Annotated in this window: 18 protein-coding genes; 12 read left to right on the top strand and 6 right to left on the bottom strand. The window is 69.5% G+C overall.

Annotation, left to right across the window (positions count from 1 at the left end; all coding sequences use genetic code 11):
• Positions 1 to 67 precede the first annotated feature (67 nt).
• A complete protein-coding gene (locus C1707_RS22135; RefSeq protein ID WP_240633791.1) occupies positions 68 to 1,228 on the top strand; it encodes an alkaline phosphatase in 1,161 nt (386 codons plus the stop codon).
• A gap of 19 nt (positions 1,229 to 1,247) precedes the next feature.
• Here the strand turns inward: C1707_RS22135 and C1707_RS22130 are convergent, their stop codons facing one another.
• A complete protein-coding gene (locus C1707_RS22130) occupies positions 1,248 to 1,925 on the bottom strand; it encodes a helix-turn-helix transcriptional regulator (RefSeq protein WP_164467435.1) in 678 nt (225 codons plus the stop codon).
• Between the two features lie 302 nt (positions 1,926 to 2,227).
• Between C1707_RS22130 and C1707_RS22125 the strand changes: the two genes are divergently transcribed.
• The 5 genes from C1707_RS22125 to C1707_RS22105 are packed head-to-tail and all read left to right on the top strand — an operon-like array spanning position 2,228 to position 10,073.
• A complete protein-coding gene (locus C1707_RS22125; protein ID WP_164467434.1) occupies positions 2,228 to 4,501 on the top strand; it encodes a TonB-dependent receptor in 2,274 nt (757 codons plus the stop codon).
• A gap of 2 nt (positions 4,502 to 4,503) precedes the next feature.
• Positions 4,504 to 5,448: an ornithine cyclodeaminase family protein gene (locus tag C1707_RS22120; RefSeq protein WP_101714232.1), complete on the top strand. Its 945-nt coding sequence runs from the start codon at positions 4,504 to 4,506 to the stop codon at positions 5,446 to 5,448.
• Positions 5,445 to 7,151: a M61 metallopeptidase family protein gene (locus C1707_RS22115; RefSeq protein ID WP_101714231.1), complete on the top strand. Its 1,707-nt coding sequence runs from the start codon at positions 5,445 to 5,447 to the stop codon at positions 7,149 to 7,151. The genes C1707_RS22120 and C1707_RS22115 overlap by 4 nt, the downstream gene beginning before the upstream one ends.
• Positions 7,139 to 8,464 carry a CapA family protein gene (locus C1707_RS22110; protein WP_101714230.1) on the top strand — a complete coding sequence of 442 codons (1,326 nt, stop codon included), beginning with the start codon at positions 7,139 to 7,141 and terminating at the stop codon, positions 8,462 to 8,464. Before C1707_RS22115 ends, C1707_RS22110 begins: the two co-directional genes overlap by 13 nt.
• A 1-nt stretch (position 8,465) precedes the next feature.
• Complete coding sequence (locus tag C1707_RS22105; RefSeq protein ID WP_101714229.1) at positions 8,466 to 10,073, top strand: M20/M25/M40 family metallo-hydrolase; 1,608 nt, start codon at positions 8,466 to 8,468, stop codon at positions 10,071 to 10,073.
• A gap of 10 nt (positions 10,074 to 10,083) precedes the next feature.
• Here C1707_RS22105 and C1707_RS22100 read toward each other — a convergent pair whose 3' ends face one another.
• The 3 genes from C1707_RS22100 to C1707_RS22090 all read right to left on the bottom strand — a co-directional run bounded on the left by C1707_RS22100 (position 10,084) and on the right by C1707_RS22090 (position 11,829).
• The gene (locus C1707_RS22100; RefSeq protein WP_101714228.1) at positions 10,084 to 10,728 is read right to left on the bottom strand and encodes a TonB family protein; all 645 of its coding nucleotides are present in this window, start codon (positions 10,726 to 10,728) and stop codon (positions 10,084 to 10,086) included.
• A 113-nt stretch (positions 10,729 to 10,841) separates the two neighbouring features.
• Positions 10,842 to 11,249: a YbaN family protein gene (locus C1707_RS22095; protein ID WP_101714227.1), complete on the bottom strand. Its 408-nt coding sequence runs from the start codon at positions 11,247 to 11,249 to the stop codon at positions 10,842 to 10,844.
• Positions 11,233 to 11,829, bottom strand: coding sequence for a biliverdin-producing heme oxygenase (locus C1707_RS22090; RefSeq protein ID WP_101714226.1), 597 nt, complete (start codon positions 11,827 to 11,829; stop codon positions 11,233 to 11,235). The genes C1707_RS22095 and C1707_RS22090 overlap by 17 nt, the downstream gene beginning before the upstream one ends.
• Positions 11,830 to 12,107: 278 nt before the next feature.
• Here C1707_RS22090 and C1707_RS22085 point away from each other — a divergent pair, with 278 nt between their 5' ends.
• From C1707_RS22085 to C1707_RS22060, 6 genes are all read left to right on the top strand, one after another.
• Positions 12,108 to 12,617, top strand: coding sequence for a sigma-70 family RNA polymerase sigma factor (locus C1707_RS22085; protein ID WP_205686802.1), 510 nt, complete (start codon positions 12,108 to 12,110; stop codon positions 12,615 to 12,617).
• Between the two features lie 76 nt (positions 12,618 to 12,693).
• Positions 12,694 to 13,686 (top strand): FecR family protein, encoded by a 993-nt coding sequence (locus C1707_RS22080; protein ID WP_101714225.1) that lies wholly within the window; start codon positions 12,694 to 12,696, stop codon positions 13,684 to 13,686.
• Positions 13,687 to 13,839: 153 nt separating this feature from the next.
• A complete protein-coding gene (locus tag C1707_RS22075) occupies positions 13,840 to 16,779 on the top strand; it encodes a TonB-dependent receptor (RefSeq protein WP_240633790.1) in 2,940 nt (979 codons plus the stop codon).
• 245 nt (positions 16,780 to 17,024) lie between these two features.
• Positions 17,025 to 17,909: a hypothetical protein gene (locus tag C1707_RS22070; protein WP_101714223.1), complete on the top strand. Its 885-nt coding sequence runs from the start codon at positions 17,025 to 17,027 to the stop codon at positions 17,907 to 17,909.
• Positions 17,910 to 17,944: 35 nt separating this feature from the next.
• Positions 17,945 to 19,837 (top strand): coiled-coil domain-containing protein, encoded by a 1,893-nt coding sequence (locus tag C1707_RS22065; RefSeq protein ID WP_101714222.1) that lies wholly within the window; start codon positions 17,945 to 17,947, stop codon positions 19,835 to 19,837.
• A gap of 151 nt (positions 19,838 to 19,988) precedes the next feature.
• Positions 19,989 to 21,938 carry a glycoside hydrolase family 97 protein gene (locus C1707_RS22060; protein WP_101714221.1) on the top strand — a complete coding sequence of 650 codons (1,950 nt, stop codon included), beginning with the start codon at positions 19,989 to 19,991 and terminating at the stop codon, positions 21,936 to 21,938.
• A gap of 178 nt (positions 21,939 to 22,116) precedes the next feature.
• Here C1707_RS22060 and C1707_RS22055 read toward each other — a convergent pair whose 3' ends face one another.
• Both C1707_RS22055 and C1707_RS22050 read right to left on the bottom strand, forming a co-directional pair.
• Positions 22,117 to 23,856: a glycoside hydrolase family 43 protein gene (locus tag C1707_RS22055; RefSeq protein ID WP_101714220.1), complete on the bottom strand. Its 1,740-nt coding sequence runs from the start codon at positions 23,854 to 23,856 to the stop codon at positions 22,117 to 22,119.
• A 67-nt stretch (positions 23,857 to 23,923) separates the two neighbouring features.
• Entirely contained in the window at positions 23,924 to 24,946 is a 1,023-nt protein-coding gene (locus C1707_RS22050) for a LacI family DNA-binding transcriptional regulator (RefSeq protein WP_240633789.1), read from the bottom strand.
• Positions 24,947 to 24,965: the final 19 nt, after the last annotated feature.

Genomic DNA, 24,965 nt, shown 5'->3' with positions numbered 1-24,965 from the left:
CACACGAATCCCGCGGGCCAGCCGCTAGAAGGCGCATCCGTCGAAGCGACGTTCACTGAGGATGCCCATGCTCAAACACCTTCTGGCCGTCGCTTCGCTGTCGCTGGCGATGTCGTCCCCGGTTCTGGCGCAGGGCGCTTCGCGGCCGTCCGCGGCCCCGGAAACCCCTCGCAAGGCCAGGAACGTCATCCTCTTCCTCGCGGACGCCGGCGGCGTGCCGTCGGTGAACGCCGCCAGCCTGCTGGGCTACGGCGAGCCCCTGAAGCTGCACATCCAGAAATGGCCGAACCTGGGCCTGAGCGAGACCTCGCCGGTCGACCAGCTCGTTTCGGACTCGGCCAACGGCATGTCCTCGATCGTGACCGGCGTGAAGACCCGCAACGGCGTCATCAGCCAATCGCCAGCCGCGGTGCGCGGCAAGGTCGACGGCGCGCCGACCAAGACCTTGCTGGAATACGCCGAGGAGCGCGGCCTGCGGACCGGCGTCGTCACCTCCGAGCCGATCACCGACGCGACGCCGGCCGCCACCTACGCGCACTCGAACGATCGCGCCAAATGGGGCGAGATCTTTCCGCAGGCCTTCTCTCCGCGCTTCGGCGACGGTGTCGACGTGCTGTTCGGCGCCGGCCGCCAGAAGATCGGCGAGCAACTGGCCGCGCGTGGAACCGGTTTCGACCAACTGGCCAAGGCCAACGACCGTCCCATCTATGCTCGCCTGGAGGACGCCTCGCCGGCCAACGCTCGGCCGGTGGTCGTGGCCGATCAGATCGACGTGCGCGCGGCCTCGCTGCGGGCGCTCGATCTCCTGCGGTCCTCGCCGAAGGGCTATCTGCTCGTGATCGAGTGGGACGCCCACACCGACGATCCCCGCAAGGGCCTGCAAAACCTCGTCGACCTGGACAAGCTGATCGCCGAGATCGAGGGGCGGGTCGACCTGAAGGATACGCTGCTGCTGTTCACCGCCGACCACTCGTTCGGCCTGCAGGTTGACGGCGGTCGTCGCGGCGAGCCGCTGCTGGAAGGCTACGACGCCTGGAAGGCGGCCGGGAAGGACGAGGATGTCGTCCGCCTGAAGAACGTCATGGTCAACCGCAGCCACACCGGCGAGGAGGTCGTCGCGCTGGCGACCGGCGCGGGCGCGCAGCGGGTGCGCGGCTATTTCCCCAACACCCACCTGTTCCAGATCATGATGGACGCCTGGGGCTGGAAGCCGGACGCGGCGAACTGAGGTCGAGAGGCGCCGGCGCTCAGGAGCGCTTGGCGCCGATCTCGTCGAGATAGTTGTAGATCGTGAACTTGGTGACCCCGAGGCGCGCGGCGACCCGTTCGACCGAGCCGCGGATCACGAACAGGCCGCGTTCGTGCATGGTGGCGACGGCGGCCTTCTTTTCGGCCTTCGACATGCGCTCCACCGGCGCGCCGGCGGTCTCCAGCGCCGAGGCGATGATCTCCTCGATCAGGCTCTCGATGTTGGCTTCCGACTTCGGGGCGGGCAGGGGAGGCAGGACGCTGGGAACCAGCGCCGCCTGGACGTCGCGCTGGATGCGCTCGATCGCGCCGATGTCGACGTTCAGGCACAGGGCCGCGGCGGGAACGCCGTCCTCGTCGAACAGCACCACCGACGACGAGCGCAGGGCGCGGCCGTCGCCGGTCTTGGACGTATAGTTAGAGACGACGCGCACCTCGTTGGGGTGGGCGGCGGCCTTGCTGGCCACGAGGGTGTCGAAGGCCTTGTCCTCGGCGGGGCCGGCGATGATCGCCGAGCCCACGCTGCGGCCGCTGACGTGGCCGTTGACGATCTCGATGATCGAGGATTCCGGCTCGCGCAGGTTATGGACCACCACCTCGGTGTGCTGGTTCACGGCGCATTCCAGCGCCTTGGCCACGCCTTGCAGAACGCCCAGCAGGGCCTTTTCGTCTTGCACGGAGGTTTGCTCTTTCATGCGGGCGGTCGGCCGGGAACGACGCGGCTAAGTTCAACAGAGCGTTGATATTCCGGCCTCGTGCCCGGCGCAACTCGATCGCCGCTCGGTTGCGACGCTTGCGTCGGCGCCTTCCATTTGATCAGCAATAGCCTGGAATGCATGCGAAATTCCGTCCACCTCAACGCTGTGTCGATGAGTTCAACAAAATGTTGAAGGTGTCTTCGTTCTGTTGCAAGGCTGTTGGCGAACATGGGTCTCGGGCCGGCCGCCAGCGCCTCGCCCGACTGCTTGGGGGTCTTGAGATGCGCGACGGTTTGAAGGCTTTTCTTCTGGCGAGTTCGGGCGGCGCCTGCCTGCTGGCCGGCTCCCTGGCCCATGCCCAGGACGCCGCCGACGACACGACGATCGGCGAGATCGTGGTGACGGCCCAGAAGAAGTCCGAGCGCCTGCTGGACGTGCCGGTGTCGGTGGCGGCGGTGACGGGCGACAACCTCTCGCGGCAGAACCTCGTCCAGGTCCGCGACTTCTACAACCGCGTGCCGGGCGTGTCGCTGAGCGGTGGCGGGACCGAGCAGCGGGCCAACGGCGTGGCCATCCGCGGCGTCACCACCGGCGGCGGCACGGCGGCCACCGTGGCCTTCGCCCTCGACGACGTGCCCCTGACCTCGGGCGCGGCCTCGGCCCAGTCGCCGCTGATCGACATCGATCCGTCCGACCTGCAGCGCGTCGAGATCCTGCGCGGCCCGCAAGGCACGCTCTACGGCGCCTCCAGCCTCGGCGGTCTGGTGAAGTACGTGACCGTCAGCCCCGACGCCGAGCGGTTCAGCGGTCGTGTCGAGGCCGGCGCCAACACCGTCTCGGGCGGCGGCGAGGGCTGGTCGCTGCGCGGCGCGGTCAACCTGCCGATCGTCAGCGAGAAACTGGCCCTGCGGCTCAGCGGCTTCACCCGTCATGACCCGGCCTATCTCGACAACATCAACGCCAAGGCCGCGGGCGAGGACGTCAACGACAACCGCGTCGAAGGTGGTCGCGCGGCGCTGCTGTTCAAGCCGACCGACGCGCTGACGATCGACCTGTCGGTCCTGCGCCAGGAAGCCAAGTTCGTCGGCAGCCCGCAGATCCGCATCTGTCCCTCGTGCGGCACGGGCGCCTTCACCGGCGGCGTCGACTTCACCCCGTACTACGGCGACATGACGCTCAACATCGCGCCGACCAAGCGCGACGTCGACGTCACCCTGTACCAGGGCCGGGCCACGCTGGATCTGGGCTTCGCCGACCTGACCTCGGTCAGCGCCTACAACCGCGTCAAGTCGGCCTCGGACCTCGACCAGACCAACACCTTCGGGTTCCTGCTGTCGGCCTTCTCGGCGCCGACCGGTTCCAGCGTGTCGCTGATCAACGCCGACCAGACCAGGAAATTCAGCCAGGAAATCCGCCTGGCCTCCAAGTCCGACGGCCCGCTCGAATGGCTGGTCGGCGGCTTCTACACCCGCGAAAAGATCTCCGTGGACCAGACGCTGGTCGTCCGCCCGACGACAGGGTCGGACACGACCGCCTACGCCTCGGTGGGCCCGGCCACGTTCGAAGAAAAGGCGGCGTTCGCCGACGTCACCTACCACTTCACGTCGGCGTTCGATGTGCAGGCCGGCGTGCGCTACTCGTCCAATGATCAGGACAGCGCCTCGACCACGACCATCGCCCCGCAGGCCGTCCGCTTCTTCGGCCCGACCTCGTCCGAGCCGCAGGCCAAGTCGTCGGACGACGCGGTGACCTGGCTGTTCACCCCGCGATACAAGCTGTCGGCCGATACGATGGCCTATGTGCGCATCGCCACCGGCTATCGTCCGGGCGGTCCCAACAGCAGCGGCGTCTCGGGCATTCCGCTGTCGTTCCAGTCCGACAGCGTGGTCAGCTACGAAGCGGGCCTGAAGGGCGTGATCCCCGCGGCGCGCTTCACCTACGAAGCGGCGTTGTTCCGGGTCGACTGGGACGACATCCAGCTGCTGACCACGGACGTGGCCTCGCAGTTCACCTACTACACCAACGGCTCCACCGCCCGCAGCCAGGGCCTGGAGCTGTCGGGCCGCTGGGCGCCGGTCCGCGGGCTGTCGCTGGACGGGGCCCTGACCCTGCTGGACGCCGAGCTGTCGGACGATCTGAAGTCGCCGGCCGGCGCCTCGCCCATCTATGGCGACAAGGGCGACCGCCTGCCGGGCTCGGCGAAGGTCTCGGCCAGCCTGTTGGGCGACTACGACTGGTCGATCGGTCACGGCTTCTCGGCCACCGTCGGCGCCAGCGTGGCCTATGTCGGCGAGCGCTACGGCGACTTCGCCAACACCCTGCCCACGACCACGGCCAACACCGCCTACGGCTCGCGGATCAAGCTGCCGTCCTACACGACGGTCGATGTGCGCGCGGGCCTCTACAACGATGACTGGAGGTTTAGCGCCTACATCAAGAACCTGGGCGACGAGCGCGGCGTGGTGGAAGCCACGACGCGCGGCGGCACCAGCTCGCCGCAGGCCATCTTCCTGCAGCCGCGGACGGCGGGCGTGGCGCTGAGCCGCAGCTTCTAGGCATGAGGTTCTTCGACGAAGCCGCCGTCCTGCAGCGCCTCGATCTCGATGGCTGCCGGACGGCGGTGCGCGAGGCGATGGTGGCCCTGTCCTCGGGTCAGACCCGGCAACTGCCCCGCTCGATCATCCCGATCGGCGCGGGGCGGCTGTTCGGCCAGATGCCGGGCGCGCTGCTCAACGGCGGCTATTTCGGGGCCAAGCTGATCAGCGTCTTCGCCGAGCCGGATAGGCCAGGACGCAGCGCCCACCAGGGCGTGGTGGTGCTGTTCGACGCCGAGAGCGGCCAGGCGGTCTGCGTCGCCGACGCCGGGGCGATCACCCAGATCCGCACCGCCGCCGGCACGGCCGCCGCCACCGACGCCCTCGCGTTGCCCGACGCCGAGCGCCTGACCCTGATGGGGCACGGCCATCAGGCCAGCGCCCACATAGAGGCCCTGGCCCGGGTGCGGCCGCTGCGCGAGGTGCGGGTCTGGGGCCGTTCGATCGAGCGGGCCCAGGCCTTCTGCGCGCAGATGTCGGCGGCCACCGGCCTGTCGATGGTCGCCGTCGAGGACGCCCGCGAGGCCGTCGCCCACGCCCAGATCGTCTGCACGGTCACCGGCGCGGTCGAGCCGGTGCTGATGGCCGAGTGGCTGACGCTGGGAACCCACGTGAACCTGGTCGGCGCCAGCGTCGCCTCGGCCGCCGAGGCCGAGGCCGCCGTGGTGTCGGCGGGGCGCTATTTTGTCGAAAGCCGCGAATCCGCTCGCAACGGCGCGGGCGAGTTCCTGCGCGCCATCGCCGCCGGCCTGGTCGCGGAGGACTGCATCCAGGCCGAGATCGGCGAGGTCTTCGCCGATCCGGGCGTGGGGCGGCGGTCGCCGTCGGAGATTACCGTGTACAAGTCGATCGGCCACGCCGTGCAGGATCTGGCGGCCGCGGCCTATCTCTACGAGCAGGTGCGATGACCTTTAGAACCCGTCTGCTGGCCGGGCTGGCCGCCGCCTTCACCCTTGGCTCTGGAGCGAGTCTGGCCCAGCCCGCCGGGTCGCTGGACGTCCGGCTGGCGCCCGGACGCATGGACGAGGCCACGGGCCTGGGCGACCTGACGGTGGAACTGCGGTTCTCGGACCTCGCGGTCCAGTCCGGCGCGCCGCTGCTGACCCTACCGCTGGTGATCGCCAACACCGCCACCGTCGCCGACACCCTGACCGGCCTGAAGGCGACCGACGCTGACGGCGAGATTCCGCTGACCGTCAGGGACGATCCCGCCAAGGGCATGGTCTGGTCGCGCCACTGGCTGGCCGGTCGCGCCACGCGCGGCCCGGTCGTGGTGTGCTACGTCGCCCCAGTCGACAACACGCCGTCCACGCGCGGATCGGGGCCGCCCTACGCCTTGCGCACCGAAGGCGGCGGCGTCTCCGGCGTCGGCAACACCTTCATCCTGCTCCCGGAGGACAAGACCGTCCGCCGTATCCGACTGCGCTGGGACCTGGCGGCGCTGCCCAAGGGCTCGACGGCGACCTCCAGCTTCGGCGAGGGCGACGTCGCCCTGCCGGACGGTCCCGCCGACCAACTGGCCTCGACCGTGTTCATGGCCGGTCCGATGAAGCGCGAGCCGGCGGCGGTGTCCGAGGCGGGCTTCTCGTCGGCCTGGATGGGAAAGCCGCCCTTCGATCCCGCGCCCCTGATGGCGTGGACCAACAGCCTGCACGGCTGGATGAGCGGTTTCTTCCAAGACAAGGCCGTGCCGCCTTATCGCGTCTTCCTGCGCTACAACCCGATCAACGCCGGGGGCGGCACGGCGCTGACCCGCTCGTTCCTGACAACCTACGGCGCCGACACCCGGGGCGAGAGCCTCAAGGGCACCCTGGCCCACGAGATGGTCCATACCTGGACCGACTCCGACGCCGGCCAGTGGTACGGCGAAGGGATCGCCGTGCACTATCAGGGCCTGCTGCCGTTCCGGGCCGGCCTGCTTTCGGCGGACGAGTTCCTCGAAGACCTGAATGACACGGCGCGGCGCTACTACGCCAATCCGCTGAACGGCACGCCCGACCACGAGATCGCGCCGCGCTTCTGGGAGGACAGCCGTATCCGGGTGCTGCCCTACGACCGTGGCGGTCTCTATTTCGCAGTGCTGGATGGCCGCATCCGCCGCGCCAGCGGGGGCAAGCGCTCGGTCGACGATCTCGTCCTGGAGATGAACCGCCGCTTCGCCGCCGGCGAGAAGGCCGACGACGCGGCCTGGGTCGAGCTGGTGGCGAAGGAACTGGGCGAGGACGGCCGCAAGCTGCACGAGGCCATGCTGGCTGGCGGCCTGATGTTGCCGGAGGCCGACGATTTCGGTCCCTGCTTCACCCGCTTGACGGCCAAGGCCCGCCGCTTCGAGCTGGGCTTCGAGCCCCGGTCGCTGGTCGGAACGACCAAGACCATTCGCGGCCTCGTCCCGGGTTCGGAGGCGGCCAAGGCTGGGCTGAAGGACGGCGACGTCGTCACCTATGCCGTCGCGCTGGACGGCGTGCAGGGCGATCAGGCCGCGACCCTGACCCTGAAGGTCACCCGCGACGGCAGGACGTTCCCGCTGACCTACCTGCCGCGCGGCGAGGCGGTCGAGGTCTACCAGTGGGCGCGCAAGCCTGGCACGGAGGGGATGAAATGCGTCTACTGATCACCGCCTTGCTGGCCGCCTCGATCGCCGGTTCCGCCGCCGCCCAGGCGCCCGCCACCGTCAAGGACGGCTTCTCCCTGGCCGTGACCGGCGACCTGATCGGCCCGGAGCACTCGATCACCGGCTACAGCGATCCCGGCACGCTGCGCATCCAGCGGCTGCTGTCGGGCGCCGACGCGGCCTTCGGCAACCAGGAAGGGGCGATCTTCGACTTCGACAAGTTCTCCGGCTGGCCGGCCGCCCAGAACGGCGGCGGCACGCCGGTCAACGACGCGGCCGTGGCCTTCGACCTCAAGGCGATGGGCTTCAGGCTGATGTCGATGGCCAACAACCACGCCACCGACTTCGGCGTCGAGGGCATGGCCTTGACCCGGCAGGCGCTGGACGCCGCCGGCGTCGCCCATGCCGGCACGGGCGACAGCCTGACCGCCGCGCGCGCTCCGGCCTACGCCAAGACGGGGCGCGGCACGGTGGCCCTGGTGTCGTTCGCCGGCACCTATACCGACATCTCGCTGGCCACCGACCCTAATCCGGCCCGGGGCTTCCGCGCCCGTCCGGGCCTGGCGCCGCTGCGCTCGCGCGAACTGCAGCGGGTGACGCCAGAGCAGATGCGGACCCTGCGCGAGATCGCCGCCCGTTCGGCCACGCCCGACGCGGCCAAGAACCCGGAAGTCTTCAGCGCCGCCAGGACCGGCGACGAACTGACCATCGGCCGCACCACCTTCCGCGTCGATGAGCGGCCGGGGCTGAGCTACGACCTGGACGCCGGTGATCGCGCCGCCGCCCTGGCCAGCGTCAAGGAGGCGCGCGGCAAGGCCGACCTGGTGCTGTTTTCGATCCACGCCCACGAGACGGCTTCGTCCGACCCGGAGGACGCCCGACCGGCCGACTACATGAGGCCGCTGTTCCACGACCTGATCGATGCCGGCGCCGACGCGGTGGTGCGCCACGGTCCGCACGCGCTGCTGGGGGTGGAGATCTACAAGGGGCGACCGATCTTCTACGGCATGGGCAGCCTGATGTTCCAGGTCGGCGACAGGAACCGACAGTTCCGGGGCTTCACCCTGCCGGCCGAGTGGTACGACGGGGCCGTGGCGGTCAGCGAGTATCGCGAGGGCCGCGTCGCCGTGATCCGCATCCACCCGTTCGTCCAGAACCTGGAGGACGAGCGCCTGCAGGGCACGCCTAAGTCGCCGTCGCACGAGGACGCCCAGCGCATCCTGAAGCGGATCCAGGTCGCCTCGGCGCAGTTCGGAACCCGGATCGACATCGAGGGCGACGTCGGCGTGATCCGCCTGCCCACGGAGCGCTGAAGTGAGGCTGGCGCGCCGGCGGGCCTTGGTGGGGCTTGGCGCTGTGGCGCTGGCGCCCAAGGCGGTCGCGCGCGAGGCGTCGGTTCCCGACCTCGCCCTCTACCAGGCCATCCGCGACGAGGGGCTGAAGCGCAGCCAGGCCATGGCCCATGCCGAGAGCCTGGTCGACGATGTCGGCGCCCGCCTTATGGGTTCTCCCAGCATGCGGCGGGCCTATGACTGGGCGCTGGCCAGGATGCGGACGCTGGGATTGAGCGATCCCAGGCTAGAACCCATCGGCCCGTTCGGCCTGTCCTGGCGGCAGACCCTGGCCTGGGCGCGCATGATCGCGCCGGACCAGGCCCAGTTCGCGGCCGCGGCCAGTCCCTGGTCGGTGGCCACCAGGGGCGCGGTCGAGGGCGAAGCGGTCGCCGTCCGGCTGGAAACCGACGAGGATCTGCGGCGCTTCAAGGGGCGGCTGGCAGGCAAGGTCGTCCTGCTGGGGGCGCCGACGGCCTCGCCCGCCGACGGCCCGGCGGTCGTACGCCACAGCGACGAACAGGTGTCGCGGGGAGAGGCGGCCGAGGCCGTGCGCGCCTACTATCGCACCGTCGTAGAGCGCCGCGCGCGGCAGGGGCGGGAAGGGCTGTTCAAGGCCCGCCGCAACGCCTTCCTGGCCGCCGAGGGCGTGCGCGCGGTCGTGATCGACGGCGGCGCCGCCGCGCCGGGCGCCATGGTCGTCGACGGTTCGGAGCTCGGCGGCCGTCCATGGCTATCGGCCGAACGCCCTTCATTTCCCGCGCTCTATCTAGACGGCCAGGCCTACGCCCGCTGCTGGCGGTTGGCGCAGGCCGGCGCGGCGCCGCGCCTGGCGCTGGAGATCGCCACCGAGGAGGGCGATCCGAACGAGCCCGGCTACAACGTCGTGGCGGAGCTGCCTGGCTGGGACCCGGCGCTGAAGACGCAGGTGGTGCTGGCGGGCGCGCATCTCGACAGCTGGGCGGCGGGCGCCGGCGCGGCCGACAACGCCGCCGGCGTGGCCGCTACCCTCGAAGCCGTCCGCATCCTGCGCGCCGTCGGGGCGAAGCCTCGGCGCACGATCCGCGTGGTGCTCTACGGCGGCGAGGAGCAGGGGCTCTATGGCTCCGAAGCCTATGCCAGGCGGCGCCTGGGCTGGATCCCGCGCTCCACCGCGCCCGAGCAGATGGCGCTGCCGGTCGAGGGACGGCGGGCCAAGGTCGGTCCGCTGCGGAAGGGACCGGAGTACGAAGGCTTCAGCGTGGCCTTCAACCTGGACGGCGGCTCGGGCCGTATCCGGGGCGTCTTCACCGGCGGCAACCCTGCCCTGGCCGAGCTCTACCGCGCCTGGATCGCGCCGCTGAAGGACCTGGGCGTTCTGGCGGTCCATGACGGGCCGCACTGGCCCGCCGACCAGTCGACCTTCACCGAGATAGGCCTGCCGGGAATCTCGTTCCTGCAGGATCCGCTCGACTACGACAGCCGGGCCCACCACGCGAGCCTGGACACGCTGGAGCGACTGTCGTCCGCCGATCTGGCCCAGGCCGCGAGCGTGCTGGCGATCTTCCTGATCAACAGCGCCGACAGCGATGCGCGGGCGCCCCGGCCCTGACAAAGGCCCGTCAGGGACGGGACAGGAAGAACTCCACCGGCACGACCAGTTCCACTTCGTCGGGACGATCACCGGGGATCGGCGGCAGCGGCTGGGCGCGCTTGGGGGTCTCCACCGCCGCGCGGTCGAGTTCGCCGAAGCCTGACGAACGCTCCAGCCGCGACCACAGCACCTTGCCGCCGCGGTTCATGCGAAAGCGCACGTGGGCCACGCCTTGCTGTCGGCGCAGCTGGGCGGCGGGCGGATAGCGGCGCTTCTTCTCCAGCGCGGCCAGCACCTGGCCCTCCCAGGTTGCGACCGCGTCGCTGGCCGCCCGGACCGCGACGGGCGCGGGCTGGACCGGCGGCGCGGTGGTCTCGGGCGCCGCGGGGCCGGGATCAACGGGCGCGCTGGGACGCGGCGGCGTGAAGAACACAGGCTCCGGCGCGGCCCGGGCGGTCTTGACCGGCGGCGGATCGGGCGGCGCAGGCCGCGCGGCCTGGCGTTCCTGCTGCTGCGGACCAGGCGGGACCTCCAGCTGAGGAACCGGAGGCGAGGTCGTCTCCAGCGCCACGATCATCGGCGCGGCGGGCGGCGGGGCGATGAAGGCCGGGGCGAATCCGCCGAACAGGATCGCGCCGGCCAGCGCCGCATGCAGCGTGACCGACAGCGCCATCCCCGTCGCCGCTCGCGATCCGCGCCTGCGCGGCCCTCGACGAGGCGCGAGCGACGCCGAGATCGGCGGGTCGTGGAACGGGACCGCCTCCTGTCTGGCCAGGGCGATCGGCTTCACCCGCGCGCGCCTCGCGACGGGCGCGAGACCACATAGGCCGCGCACAGTCCGATGATCGTCGCCACCGCCAGCATCAGCGGCCACTTGGGATGGGCGCCCCACCAGAAGATCGCCAGGCCCAGCGCCATGCCGCCGCAAGCCATCAGCTTGGCGGCGAGCGGGATGGCCCGGTCGCGCCGCCAGGCCCGGAGTGTCGGACCGAAGCGCGGATGGTCCAGCAGCCAGGCCTCCAGCTTCGGCGACGACTTGGCGAAGCAGGCGGCGGCCATGATCAGGAACACCGTCGTCGGCATCAGCGGCACGACGGCGCCGATGAAGCCCAGCGCGACGCAGATCAGGCCCAGGACCAGCCAGACCCAGCGGGCCAGGGGACGGCGGCGATCGTTCTCAGGCGAAGGCGTCATCGACCAGTCCCCGCACCCGGCGGAAGGCCGCGGCCGCGCCCTCGACGGCGCGGGTCTCCTCGACGTCGCCGAAGGGCAGGGCGTCGAGGGCGGCGACGAAGCTGCGCCAATGGCGGCCCCGGCCCTCAGGATGGGCCGCAAGGTGGCGGGCGCCGAAGGTTTCGTCGAGCTCCAGGGCGGCGGCCGCCTTCAGCAGGAAGGCCGCGCCGAGGTTCGAGCCCTCGGCGACGTAGAGCCAGCCGAAGGCCTCGGCCGGATCGACGGGGCCGTTGCCGAAGATCGGCGGCGTCACGGCGCTGGGCGCGGGCTGGCCGAGATCCTGGATGTCCTGGGCGATCAGGTCGAGACGGCGACGCTCGGGCAGGTCCGGAACGTGAGCGACCAGGACCGGATGAGCGTAGAGCGCGTCGATCTCGCGGTGGAAGCCCCATTGAGCCCGCAGGAACCGGCCGTAGCGGTCGCGATCGCGGAAGGGCTCGAGCGACATGATGCGGCTGTCTAGCGCCTCGTGGGTCGTGTTGGTGCGAGCCTTGAGTCGCTTGGCGCGGGACGGGTCGTGGATCGAGACGTGTGCGTTCATGGAGGCCTTCCGGAGCGTCGTGAGCTTCGGGGCGCGCCGGCGATCGCATCGCATTCGCGCCTCACGAGGGAATGACGGTTCAGGCCCGCCGCTTTCCGAAAGAAAATCGTGCGGGCGATCCGATCTTTTCGCGTTCGTCGGCTTCGCGGGCCTGCGTGCCAGGGATCGCAGCGCAAAACAAGCCTTGTTGCGAGTTATTCTCAAATGCTAAGGGCCGCGCTCCGGCGTGGATCGCCGGTGGCGCGCTCGCGGTCCGGGCGTTTTCGTCTGGCGGGCGCGTGACGCAGAAGAAGATGATCCGCTCGCACTACCAGGCCCATCGCGACGGGCTGGTCCGCTACGTCCAGACGATCACCGGCGATCGCGATCAGGCCGAGGACGTGGTGCAGGAGGCCTACCTGCGCCTGGGTCAGGCCCTGACCAAGCGGCTCCTGGAGGACCCGGGGCGCTATCTCTTCCGCATCGTGCGCAACCTCGCCCTGGACGGACGACGTCGAGGGCGGCGCGACGGCCGCCTCTATGCCGACGATCCCGATCCCCTGATCGAAGGCGCGCGCGACGAGCAGCCCTCGCCAGAAGCCGCCGCGGTGGCGCGCGACGACTACGAGCGCCTGGTGGCGGCCATGGCCGAACTGCCCGAACGGACGCGGATCGCCGTCGAGATGCATCGCCTCGGCGGCGCCAAGCTGCGCGAGATCGCCGCCGAACTGGGGATCTCGACCTCGGCCGCCCACCAACTGGTGGTCGACGGCGTGGCCCACTGCCGCGACCGGCTGCGGCGGCGCTGAAGCGGATTTCGGAAAAACCCGATGCTCGAACGTCTATTGCAACGAACGGCCGTCCGGGCCGCAGGAACCTGACCGAATGGCCGAGCAAGACGTCGCGCGCGCGGACGCCGAAGCCCTGGAGTGGCTGCTGGCCTTGCACGAAGAGCCGGAGAGCGCCGAGCTCGTCGCCCGGTTCGAGGCCTGGCGCGTCGGTCATCCGGGCCGGGCTCGTGCTTGGGAGGAAGCTTCCGGCGTCTATGCCGTCATCGGCGACGTTCCGCCGGCCCACGCCGAGCGCTGGGCGAGCCGGCCCGACGGGCGGGGGCGAGCGGTCGGCGGCGCGCGCCGTCCGCGGCGGCATGCGGTCCAGGATCCTGGCCGGCGCCGGTTGGTCGCGGCCCTGGCCGCTTCGGCTGCGGCGCTGGTCGTCGCCGTGCTGGCGCCCGGCGCGATCGTCCGGCTGCAATCGGACTACGTCACCGGCGTGGGCGAGGTGCGGCAGGTGCGTCTGGAGGACGGCAGCCTGGTCAGCCTGGCGCCGGAGTCGGCGCTGGCGGTGGACTACTCGGCGGGCCAGCGGGACCTGCGGCTGGTCAGGGGGCGGGCCTGGTTCGACGTGCGCCATGATCCTTCGCGTCCGTTCACGGTGGCCTCGCGCGAGGTCGACGCGCGGGTGCTGGGCACGGCCTTCGAGGTCGACGCCGAGAGCCCTGGCGTCACCGTCCAGCGAGGGCTGGTGGGCGTGACCTCACGGCGGGTCAAGGGAATGGAGCGCGTGCCGGCGGGGCAGGGCGTCATGCTTGGCCGCGATGGTCGGTTCTTGCGCGCGCCGGCCGATCCGAACGCCGTGGCGGCATGGCGCCACGGCCAGATGTTGGTCGAGAACGGGACCATCGGCGAGGTAGTGAGGGCCCTGGGTCCCTGGACGCGCGACATCGTGCTGGTGCGTGGCCAGGCGCTTTCCGAGCGCCGAGTGACGGGCGTCTACAATCTGCGGGATCCCGAAGCTGTGACCAGCGCCCTGGCCCAGGCCTATGACCTGAAGGTCGCCCGGGTGACGCCGTGGATCCTGGTGATCTCCGAGCGCTGAAGTCCCGCAACGTGCTGGCGCCGTTGGAAAATCCAATCGCCGACGGGTCTTTCGAACTTTTTTTCGGAAAAAGCCCGGCCTGCGCCGTCGATTGGGAAGAACGGATTGCACATGCGTCGCAATCTATAGTTTTTCGTAAGTTCGGAGACGGTCGTGGGGTTTTCCAATCGGGTGCGTACGGGCGGCGGGCGAGCGGCGCTGGCCGCGGCGCTGATGTTGACGACGGCGCTGGCCGGGGCGGGCGTGGCCATGCCCGCCGCCGCCCAGGAAAGCGCCCAGCGCGCCTATGACATTCCTGCCCAGCCGCTGCCCTCGGCCCTGACCGCCTTCGGCCGTCAGTCGGGCCTGCAGGTCAGCGTTCCGGCCGCCCTCGCACGGGGGCGTGTCTCCGGCGCGGTTTCGGGTCGCCTGTCGGCGGCCGAGGCGGTCAGTCGCCTGCTGGCCGGCACCGGACTGACCTACCGCATCCAGGGCGACGTCCTGACCCTTTCGCCGGCGCCGACCGCCGAAGGGGCCACGCAGCTGGGCGCCCTTCGCGTGCAGGGCGACGCCGCGTCCGCCGGCCAGGGCGGCCAGTCCGGCGCGCCGTTCGCCGACGAGGAAGGCGACGATGCCCGCGCCGACGCCGTCTATTCGAAGGCCCGTTCGTCGGCCTACATCCCCCGCGAGACGCTGGAGCGATTTCGCGGTACGTCGGTCGCCGACATCGTCAAGGGCGTGGCCGGGGTGACGGCCGGCGATCCGCGCTCGGCCAACGCGCTGGATCTCAACATCCGCGGCGTGCAAGGGCAGGGGCGCATCCCGGTCGTCATCGACGGCGGCCAGTCGACCATCGACACCTATCGCGGCTATGCGGGCCAGTCGCAGCGCAACTATCTCGACCCCGACCTGATCAGCAGCGTCAGCATCACCAAGGGCCCCAGCCTGGAGGCCAACGCCTCGGGCGGCATCGGCGGCGTGGTGGTCATGGACACCCTCAAGGCGGCCGACATCCTGCGCGCCGGCAAGGACTTCGGCATGCGCGTGCGGGCCGGGATCTCGGACGCCAGCACAAAGGATCTGCCGGCCTGGAGCGCCTTCCAGAACCCCAGCCGCAACGACATCACCCGTCCCGGCAGCCACTTCTACAACCTCGCGGTGGCCAAGAGCTGGGATCGGTTCGACCTGGTGGCCGCCTACGCCAAGCGCGAGAACGGCAACTACTTTTCGGGCTCGGAGGGCTACGAGAACTTCCCGACCGGCCGCGGCCTGCTGGCGACCCTGAACCCGGCCAAGACCGAGGTCTTCAACACCTCCAACAGCTCGGAATCGTTCCTGCTGAAGGGGACCTGGAAGATCAGTGACGACCAGGTGCTCGAAGCCGGCTACCGCCATTTCGACGGCCGCCAGGGCGAGATCATGGCCTCGCAGATCATCCGCGTGAACCGCGAGCGCGTGCCGCAATGGGCGCTCGGCCACATGGACCTGGACGCCTACAATCTGCGCTATCGCTATCGGCCGGCCAACGACCTGATCGACCTGAAGGCCAACCTCTGGCTCACCAAGGCCGAGAGTCTGGCCTACAACGGCCTGACCGGCGTCACACCGTGGTTCCTCGACCGTCCGACCCAGTGGTACGACGGCCCGACCTTCAATACCGAGGACGGCTATCGCGACGCCTACTGGAACGAGCTGAGCATCGAGCGTTTCGGCGGCGACGTGACCAACACCTCGCGCGTGTTCACGGGGCTTGGCCGGCTGGACTTCACCTACGGGGGCTCGTTCACCAGCGAGGACATCAAGCCCGGTCCCAACTCGCCGATCCTCGAGGAGGACCTGCGCAACAACCGCTATCTGCGCAACGCCGAGCGCAAGGAATACAGCCTCGTCGGCTCGGTCACCTGGGCGCCGAACGACCAGTGGGAGCTGACCGCCGGCGGGCGCTTCAACCGCATCGACATCCGCGACCGCAACCGCACGGCAACCGAAGGGCCCTACGAGGTGACCGGCCGCTACCGCGACACCACCTTCTACATGCCCAACCCGACCCGGCCGGGCGCGCTGACCAGCGTCGCGCGCGTCTACTGGTTCCCGGACGCGCAGGGCAATTTCACTGAGGCCTCGCTGTTCGCCTCGCCCTACGAAAAGGGCACGGTGGGCGACATCAAGGGCTGGACAACCTATCGCGCCGACGCGGCCGAGGACCTGGAAGGGCCGACGTCCTGGACCTGGTCTAAGCCGATCCGGCGTAAGGCCGACGCGTTCATGCCCACGGTCAGCGCCAGCTACAAGCCGACGCAGAACAGCCTCGTCTACGTGAAGTACGCCGAGGGCGTGAAGCTGCCGAGCCTGTTCGAGTCGACGCTGGGCCTGTTCACGGCCGCCAAGCCGACCAACGATCTCAAGCCCGAGCGCAGCAAGAGCTGGGAAGTCGGCGCCAGCATCCTGCAGCGGGATCTGTGGAAGACCGGCGACCGCGGCGCGCTGAAGGTCGCCTATTTCGACACGCGCATCCGCGACCTGATCACCCGCGACTACCGCACCCTGTCGGCCGGCCTGATCCGCAACGTCGACAGCTTCAATGTCGAGGGCGTGGAACTGCAGGGCTCGTACGACATGGGCCGGGTGTTCGCCGAACTATCGGCCCACCGCTACTTCAAGGCCGAGACCTGCGCGCCCGACATCGCGGCCGAGCGCCGGGCCTATGGCCAGCAGCGCGGGATCGACGAGCTGATCAACACGCCCGACTGCGTGGCGGGCGGTTTCGAGGGCTCCTACACCAACACCCAGAACCCGCCGAAGTATAACGTCAACCTGACGGCGGGCACGCGGCTGTTCCAGGATCGCCTGATCGTGGGCGGGCGGATGGTCGCCAACTCGGGACCGATCAGCAAGCTGGACAAGGAATGGAACGTCGGCCTGTCGGCGATCCAGCAGCTCTATCGCAAGGCTACGGTCTACGACCTCTTCGCCACCTACAAGGTGACCGAACAGGTGACCCTGGACGCCAATCTCGACAACGTGGGGGACGAGTACTACCTCGACCCGCTGTCGCTGGCAGTGGTTCCGGCGCCGGGCCGCACCCTGCGCCTGGCCCTGACCTGGCGCTATTGATCCTTACGTGCGCGGCGACCTGCGGGTCGCCGCGCGCTTCGGCCGCGCCAGACGCCGAAGGTGACTATTTTCACAAATTTCCCTCTATCAGGGTGAGTTGCCCAGGATCAATTTTACGGCGATTTTGACGCCGCGCACGGGGGGCGTCTGATCCGGGGGAAGTCATGGCTTGGCCGTCACGCGGCGAAAGGCCGCCTGCGAGAAAAGCTGGCGAGGGCAGGGGGCAGGGGCTCGTCCGCCATGTGATGACGGTGCTTGCCGCGTCGCTGACGCTCTCCCTCGGGATCGGCTCCGCCGCCGCCTTCGCCCGCGACGACATCCTGACGCCAGCGGCGATCACCGCGTTCGAGCAGAAGCTGGAAGGCGCGCGCACCACGCAGGCCGGCATCGCCGAACGCGTCGCGTGCTTGGAGCGCCAGGACGCGACGCTGGTCGCCGAACGCGACGCCGATCAGCTGCGCCTGGGCCAGTTGGTCGCCCACAAGCGGGAGCTGGAGAGCACGCTGGCCCAGCGACGCGTCGAGTACGACGGCTTCCTCGCTCAATACAACGACGCCAACAAGCGCCTTAGCGCGCTGAGAGCCGACCTCGATCAGCTGAAGGCCTACAAGGCCGCCAAGGAAGAGGCCGTACGTTTCTGCAAGGACAAGTGGGGCATCCTGGGCTTCCTGTGCGACGTCTCGGTGGAGATCGCCCAGCTGACCGGCCAGATCCGCAACATCGATCCCTTGATCGGCCCCGCCGAGAAGCAGGTCAACGACGCCGTTGCCGGCATGGAGGCGGCCGTCAAGCGCTACGACGAAAGCCAGACCCAGCTGACCGCGGCCGAGGCCGACGCCGTTCAGACCACCGACCAGATCAACGTAGCGGAGGCGTCCATCAGTCGGCTGCAGGCCGCGCTGGCGCTCCTGCGGCCGGAAGTCCTGCGCAACACCCAGCTGCTCAACGAGTTCGCCAGCGCCCTGGGCGACGCCCGGCGCGTCGACACCGCCGATGGCCGCGCGCGCACCGGGCGGCTGGTGAAGGCCCTGGCCGCCAGGGTCGACGGCGTCCGTACGAAGTCTGACGCCCTGTCCGACCAGACCCGGGCGGTCCTCACGCCGCAGCAGCTCACGGCCTGCCTCAAATAATTTCGAAAAGCCAAGTCCCGACCAGGAGGGAAATCATGCCCGACACCGTCCCCTTTGAAAGCAGCGCCGACCGGCTCGCCAAGGCGATCGAGGACGAGGTGAAGACGCTTCGCGCCCAGGATCCGCTGGAACTGCCCGAGCGCGGCGCGCCGATCGTCAAGCACTACGTCGCCAAGATCGAGGGCAAGTACGACGTCCGGCGGGCCAAGACCGACACCGACAACGCCGTCGACCTGCTCTACATCGCCTACAACACCACGCCCCAGGAAGAGGGCGACATCCGCGTCAAGATCTCCAAGATCATGGACCGCCTGCTGCGGGCCCAGCGCACCAGCCAGCTGGTGATGGCCGAGGCCATGGGGGCCGCCGACGACGTGATCACCTTCCTGGACATCGCCTTGCCCGGCTGGCTGGACGCCAAGGAAGACGGCGGCGTCGACAGCGTGAAGGCCTTCCTGACCCAGGACCTGCTGCAGACCGCCACCGACATCAAGGCCAAGGCGACCGAGATCCGGGGCAAGCTGGGGTCGATCGCCACCAGCTATGACGACATCATCACCGACACCGCGGCCGCCACGCACAGCAGCGAGAAGGTGCTCGCCAGCCGCCTGGCCGACCAGAAGGCGATCCTCGCGGAGATCAACGAGGCCGAGGCCGACCGCGACCAGGTGGAGTCGCTGGTCAAGGACCTGCAGGACGAGGTCCAGAAGTTCGAGGCCAAGGCCCGGGCCTACGAGCAGCGCGCCACGACCGCCGAGGAGCGGGCCTTCGTGCTGCAGATCATCAAGATCGGCGCCCAGGTGGTGGCCGCGGCCCTGCCGCCGATCGCCATGGCGCTGGGCGCCGGCGCCACGGGCGGCGCGTCGGTGATCGCCGCCTCGACCATGAAGTCGATCACCCAGGCCGGAAAGCTCGAGGAAAAGCCCGCGCCGGACTCCACCAGCGAAGTCCTCAAGACCAAGTCCGAGATCGCCGCCAAGAAGAAGGATCTCGTGCTCGCCGAGAAGAAGGTGACCGAAAGCAAGAGCAAGGTCGCCGGGCTGCGAAAGGACCTCACCACGGCGCAGGAAGCCGCCGGCAAGCCGGTCGAGGCCGGAAGCGCCAAGGAGACCATCGCCCAGCCGGAGGACAACGAAGAGGTCAAGGGCGTCAAGGAGCGGCTGAAGGACGCCAAGCAGACCTTGTCGGAGGACGAGAGCAAGGTGGTCGGGCTGGTCGGCGCGCTGTCGGGGCTGCAGGCCTCGCTCACCGCCCTGGCCCAAGGCCTTGGCGAGCTGTCGCAGGACCAGAAGGACGAAGCCGCCGGCCTTCGCGAGATCCAGATGAAAATGCTGGACAAGGCCGAGGCCTACGAGCGCGAACGCCGCGAGCAGGCAGCCAAGCTGGTCAAGATCAATGCGCTGCTGAAGGGCAAGCTCTCTCAGGAAGAGACCATCAAGCTGGCGGTCCAGTCGCTGAACCTCAGCATCAGCGCCTTGAAGCGGACGAAGGAGATCATCGAGGAGATCGCCAGCTTCTTTAATTCGTTCGTCCAGTTCATGGCGCGGGTCGCCGAGGAGGCCCGGATCGAGGTCACGGTGGTCGAGGGCCTGGTCAATCGCGGCGTGATCGGCAAGAGCAGCCTCGAGCGGCTGCTGCGCTCGACCGACGAGTTCTTTATCCGCCAGGCTGGCGAATGGCGTGCGGTGGGCGTGGTCTCCGAGGCCTTCAACAACAGCTTCGCCGACGGCTTCACGAAGCTGAACGGCCTGGCCGGCCAATACATCACCGGCGACAAGCTCACAGCCTATCTCGCCGAGGCCGCCGCATTGCTGACCAAGATCTCCGCCGACCGTCAGGCGGCGGCCAACGCCCGCCTCCTGGACCTGGGCGAGTATCGCAAGATGCTGCGCGACGACGCGGCGGGATCGGACCCCGCCGCGGCCTGACGGCCCGATCGGCCTCGTCCCTGATCCGGACGCAGTTTCCGGATCAGGGACGAGGTCGCGCCGCCGTTGGTCGACTTGAACTTGATATCGATATCATTGTGTGTAGCCTGCCCTCAAATCGATAAGGCGATCAAAAAGGGGAGGCGACGCCATGAAGCCCACACGTCGAGACATGGTCGCGCTGGCGATGGCGTCCGGAGCCACGACCGGCGCGGCGACCAAGGCTGCCGCGGCGCAAGGCGCCCGGGTCCATGCCGTCGCCTCGCCGGATGGTCGGCTGAAGGCGGTCCTGGACGTTTCGGGCGTCGCGCCGAAATGGAGCGCAACCTATGACGGCAAGCCGCTGCTGCTGCCCTCGGAGCTGGGCCTCTGGCTGGCCGAGGGCCGGCTGCTGGGCGAGGGAGCCAGGGTCGCCGGCGTGACGCCGGAAAGCTTCGAGGGCGACTGGCGGCCGGTGTTCGGCCAGTCGTCGCGCTACGATCAGTCGGGCCGGCAGCTCACCCTGCACATGGTCGACGCCAAGGCCGGCGTCCGCTTCGACATCGTGCTGCGCGTGCTGAACGGCGCGGCGGCCGTGCGCTACGCCCTTACCGGCCTGTCGAAGGGCCAGAGGCTGGCCCTGATGGGCGAGCGCACCCGCTTCCGCTTCCCTGAGGCCGCGCGCCTCTACGCCAGCCGCGACGAGGGCGACATCCATGTCTCCACCCAGGCGGGCCTGGCGCCGCTGGAGCATCCCGACCTGACCGGATCGTCCGACAAGGGCCCCTACGCCGACTTGCCGGTCACCGTGGATCTGGGCAACGGCGTCTTCGGCTTCATGGCCGAGTCCGATCGGCTGCACTATCCGCGCTGCATGGTCCGCGCCCACGAGCAGGGCGGGCTCGTCACCTATCTGATGCGCTATCCCGGCCGCGCGACCGGCTGGGGCGGCGAGGACGACACGCCCGAAGAGCCCACCTTCGAGATCGAGGTCGGCCAGAAGACGCCCTGGCGCGTACTGCTGGCGGCCGACAGCGCCAAGGGCCTGATCGAGCTGCACCACGTGGTTCCGACCCTGGCGACGCCGAACCAGCTGGGCGACGTGTCGTGGGTCAAGCCAGGGCGCGCCTTCCGGATCATGAAGCCCTACTCGACGGAGGCCTCGCTGAAGGCGGTCGACTTCGCCCAGAAGCGCAACATCCGCTACGTGCTGTTCGACGCCCACTGGTACGGCGACGGGACCGACGCCTCCGATCCCACCGCGCCGATCGCCGCCTTGGACCTGCAGCGGGTCATCGACTACGCCAAGGACCGCGACATCGGCGTGCTCGTCTATATCGACCGTGTCGCGGTGACCAAGGCGCTGGCGCAGATGTGCCGTCTTTACCAGCGCTGGGGCCTGGCCGGCGTGAAGCTGGGTTTCATGTGGGAGGGCCGGCAGTCCGACGTCGACTTCATCACCAAGGTCGTCCGGGCCTTCGGCGAGCACGGCATGGTCGTGAACCTGCACGACAACCTGCGGCCGGCTGGCCTGGAGCGGACCCTGCCCAACTATCTCACCCTGGAGGGCGTGAAGGGCAACGAGCAGTTTCCAGCCGCGCGCCACCATGTGAACCTGGCCTTCACGCGGCCGATCGCCGGACCGATCGACTACACCATCTGCTACGCTCAGGAGCGCAACCAGACCACCAACGCCCACCAGCTGGCCCTGGCCGTGACCTGCTACAGCCCGCTGACGCTGCTCTACTGGTACGACAAGCCCGAGAAGTACGCGGACAAGGCCTGGCCGGAGCTGGAGTGGTTCGACGCCTGCCCGACGACCTGGGACGAGACCCGCGCGATCGCCGGCGAGCTTGGCGATTACGTGGTCGTCGCGCGCCGCAAGGGCCAAGCCTGGTATCTCGGCGCGCTGACCAACGAGATGGAGCGGCGCCTGGATCTCGACCTTGGTTTCCTGGGGCAGGGGCGCTGGACGGCGCTGCGCTACAAGGACGGCGATCTGGCCCGGCCGGCCAATCGCACTCGCGTGGTGATCGAACGCCAGATCGTCGACGCCAGGACGCGCCTGCGCCTGCAGCTCAACGCCGCCGGCGGTCAGGCCATCCGTTTCGAACCGGCTTGAACGGCTCGGCTCCCACGAAAAAAAAGGGCGCCTGCAGAGGGCGCCCGCCTTGGGAGTGTTGGAGGAAGTAGATCCAATAAGACGACGTCGCAGGACATCGTCGAAGGCTTGGTATCGATATCAAAATTGGAGTGAAGGTCAAGCGCCCGGCGTTCTTCGAACGCGAGGCGCCTGATCCTCAGGGCGTGATCCAGAAGCCGTCGAAGTCGGTCCAGCCGATGCGGGTGGCGGTGTTGGCCGGCGTGCCCGCCGGCGCCTGGGCGAAGATCCCGACCTGGCTGCCGACCCATCGGCCGGGGCGGCTGACGAAGGGCGCGCCGATGTTGGTGAACGCCTTGCCGTCCAGGCTGTAGCTCAGCGTCACCCTGGCATGCATCGAGCGCAGCATCGACGGCCAATAGGGCGAGAACTCCGGCGGCGGTTCGGTCACGAAGACCGGTTCGGCGCTCATGCGCAGCCAGACCGAGCTGGCGGCCTTGGCCTCGATCACCTCGACGTGCTCGGGCTGGAACTTGTCGGCGCCGGTGCGATCGACGCGGACGAGGGCGGGTCCCGCGGCCGTGTTCTGCAGGCCGATCCAGGCATAGTCCGACCCGAACATCACAAGGCCCGCGCGTTCGCCCACGGCCTTGGGCGCGAAGTCGAGCCTGGTTGTCGCCGTGAACCGCTCGGCGGGCAGCTTCTGGGTCAGCAGCGCGCCGGTCTCCCAGAGGTTCTCCGGCGACGAGATCGATTTGAGGCGCAGCTTGCCCGGCGCGGCCTTCAGGTCGGCCCAGTCGTCGGCGGGATTGGCGTTCCACTGCCAGCCCGGCGACAGGACCCCGTCGAAGTCGTCGCTGTCCTGCGGCGCGAGGCGGGGGGAGGGGGCCTTGGAGGCGGGCTTGCGGTGGGTCAGCACGGGCTCGCCGATGCCGTCGCCGTCCTTGTCCTCGCCGATCACCGGCCAGCCGTCCTTCCAGGCCATGGGCTGCAGCAGCACGCGGCGGCCGTAGGAGTCGGCGTCCTGGAAGTGCAGGAACCAGTCCTCGCCCGAGGGCGTGGTCACCCAGGCGCCCTGGTGGGGGCCGTTGAACTCGGTGGCGCCCTGGTCGAGCACGTTGCGGCCCTCGTAGGGACCTTCCAGCTTGCGCGAGCGGAACACGCCCTGCCAGCCGCCCTTCACGCTGCCGCTGGGCACGAACACGTAGTACCAACCGTCGCGCTTGTAGAGCTTGGGACCCTCGGTGGTCATCCAGGGGAACGGCCCGCGCGAGGTCGCGACCTTGGGCTGCTTGTCGCCCTCGATCAGGGTGATCGCGTCGCCCACGGTCTGGTCGCCGGCCTTGTTCAGCTTGCGGGCGGTGATGACGTTGGCGAAGCCGGCGCGGCTGCGGGCGAAGGCCGTGACCAGCCAGCCCTGGCCGTCGTCGTCCCAGAACGGCGCGGGGTCGATGACGCCGCGCCGGTCGTCGACCAGCACCGGCTTGGACCACGGGCCGGCCGGATCCTTGGCCCTCACCACGAACACCCCAAAGTCGGGATCGGGGTAGTAGATCAGGAACTCGCCGTCGTGGTGGCGGATCGCCGGGGCCCAGACGCCGCCGCCGCGGCGGGGCGTGGCGTGGTGCGCCTGGGGCGTGATGGCGAGCAGGGCGTGGCCGATGATCGTCCAGTTGACGAGGTCCGTCGACTTCAGGATCGGCAGGCCGGGCACGTTGGTGAACGAGGAAGAGACCAGGTAGTAGGCGTCGCCGACCCGGATGGCGTCAGGGTCGGAATAGTCGCCGGCCAGGACGGGGTTCTTGTAGGTTCCGTCGCCAAGGTCGGGCAGCCAGGCCCGCTCTGCCTTCGGCGTTTCGGCCGCTGCGGCGGAGGCCGTCAGCAGAGCCGCCGCGGCGATCAATCCCAGTCCGAGCGAGGTGCGACCCGAGCCTGCCATTCCGTGTTCCCATCCCATATTATGATATCGTTATCATTAGCATGGGGCGAGGCTTTGGCAAAGTCGGTCAGGCCGGCGGCGGGGCGGTCGAGGCGCGCTGGATCAGCTGCAATTCGGCCTGCACGTGGCCGCCTGGGTCGGCGGTCGGCCGGGCCAGGTCCATGGCCAGCAGTACGGCCGAGGCGGCCATGTCGGCGATCGGCTGGCGGATGGTGGTCAGCTCCGGCCAGACGGTGGTGGCCACCGAGGTGTCGTCGAAGCCGGCGATGCTGAGATCGGCCGGGATCGACAGGCCGAGGCCGTGGGCGACGGCGCTGACGGCCGCGGCCATGTCGTCGTTGGCCGCGAAGATCGCCGACGGGCGGCGGCGCAGGCCCAGCAGGTGGCGCGCCGCGTCCAGACCGCCGCGATAGCTGAAGCCGCCCTCGGCGACATAGGTCTCGTCCACGGTCAGGCCGGCGGCCGCCATGGTCTCGCGAAAGCCCTTCTCGCGCAGTTGGGCGGTGGAGTGGGCGGGATCGCCGCGCACGAAGGCGATGTCCACGTGGCCCAGGTCCAGCAGATGCTGGGTCATCATCCGGGCGCCTTCGAAGTCGTCGATGAACACGGCGGGGCGACCTTCGAGAGGCCTCGCCGTGGCGAAGCTGACCGCGCCGACGCCGGCCTTTTCGAGCGACTCCAGGATCGCCGCATCGTCGCACAGCGGCGGCGGCAGGATGACCGTGCCCACTCCGGCGTCGACCAGCTTCTGCACCGCCTGTGCGGGCGTCGGGTGGGCCTGGCTGGGCTCGATCAGCAGCTGGCAGCCGCTGAGGCTGGCCTGGCGGAACGCGCCCATCAGGTAGTTCGACAGGTTCGACGAGCTGGCGTTGGAGTACAGCATGCCGATCTGCGAGACGCCGGTGCGTGTGGCGCGGGCCAGCGAGTTGGGCCGGTAGCCCAGGGCCTTGATGGCTTCCTCGACCTTCTCGCGCACGGCCGGCCGCACGTGGGGATAGCCGTTGACCACGCGGGACGCGGTCATCGAGGACACGCCGGCGTGCTGCGCCACGTCGTGGATGGTCGGCGCCTGTCGCCTCTGCGTGCTCAAGGAGTCCTCGCCCTCGTTA

This window comes from Caulobacter flavus, assembly GCF_003722335.1.
Taxonomy (GTDB): domain Bacteria; phylum Pseudomonadota; class Alphaproteobacteria; order Caulobacterales; family Caulobacteraceae; genus Caulobacter; species Caulobacter flavus.
Note: the sequence above shows the minus strand (reverse complement) of the source record. Positions and strands in the feature narration are given on the sequence as shown.

Coding starts and splice junctions, on each gene's coding strand:
- C1707_RS22070 (WP_101714223.1), top strand. CDS start 17,025: ATGACGGTGCTTGCCGCGTCGCTGACGCTCTCCCTCGGGATCGGCTCC.
- C1707_RS22090 (WP_101714226.1), bottom strand. CDS start 11,829: ATGAACGCACACGTCTCGATCCACGACCCGTCCCGCGCCAAGCGACTC.
- C1707_RS22120 (WP_101714232.1), top strand. CDS start 4,504: ATGAGGTTCTTCGACGAAGCCGCCGTCCTGCAGCGCCTCGATCTCGAT.
- C1707_RS22135 (WP_240633791.1), top strand. CDS start 68: ATGCTCAAACACCTTCTGGCCGTCGCTTCGCTGTCGCTGGCGATGTCG.
- C1707_RS22125 (WP_164467434.1), top strand. CDS start 2,228: ATGCGCGACGGTTTGAAGGCTTTTCTTCTGGCGAGTTCGGGCGGCGCC.
- C1707_RS22095 (WP_101714227.1), bottom strand. CDS start 11,249: ATGACGCCTTCGCCTGAGAACGATCGCCGCCGTCCCCTGGCCCGCTGG.
- C1707_RS22065 (WP_101714222.1), top strand. CDS start 17,945: ATGCCCGACACCGTCCCCTTTGAAAGCAGCGCCGACCGGCTCGCCAAG.
- C1707_RS22055 (WP_101714220.1), bottom strand. CDS start 23,856: ATGGCAGGCTCGGGTCGCACCTCGCTCGGACTGGGATTGATCGCCGCG.
- C1707_RS22080 (WP_101714225.1), top strand. CDS start 12,694: ATGGCCGAGCAAGACGTCGCGCGCGCGGACGCCGAAGCCCTGGAGTGG.
- C1707_RS22100 (WP_101714228.1), bottom strand. CDS start 10,728: ATGGCGCTGTCGGTCACGCTGCATGCGGCGCTGGCCGGCGCGATCCTG.
- C1707_RS22115 (WP_101714231.1), top strand. CDS start 5,445: ATGACCTTTAGAACCCGTCTGCTGGCCGGGCTGGCCGCCGCCTTCACC.
- C1707_RS22110 (WP_101714230.1), top strand. CDS start 7,139: ATGCGTCTACTGATCACCGCCTTGCTGGCCGCCTCGATCGCCGGTTCC.
- C1707_RS22060 (WP_101714221.1), top strand. CDS start 19,989: ATGAAGCCCACACGTCGAGACATGGTCGCGCTGGCGATGGCGTCCGGA.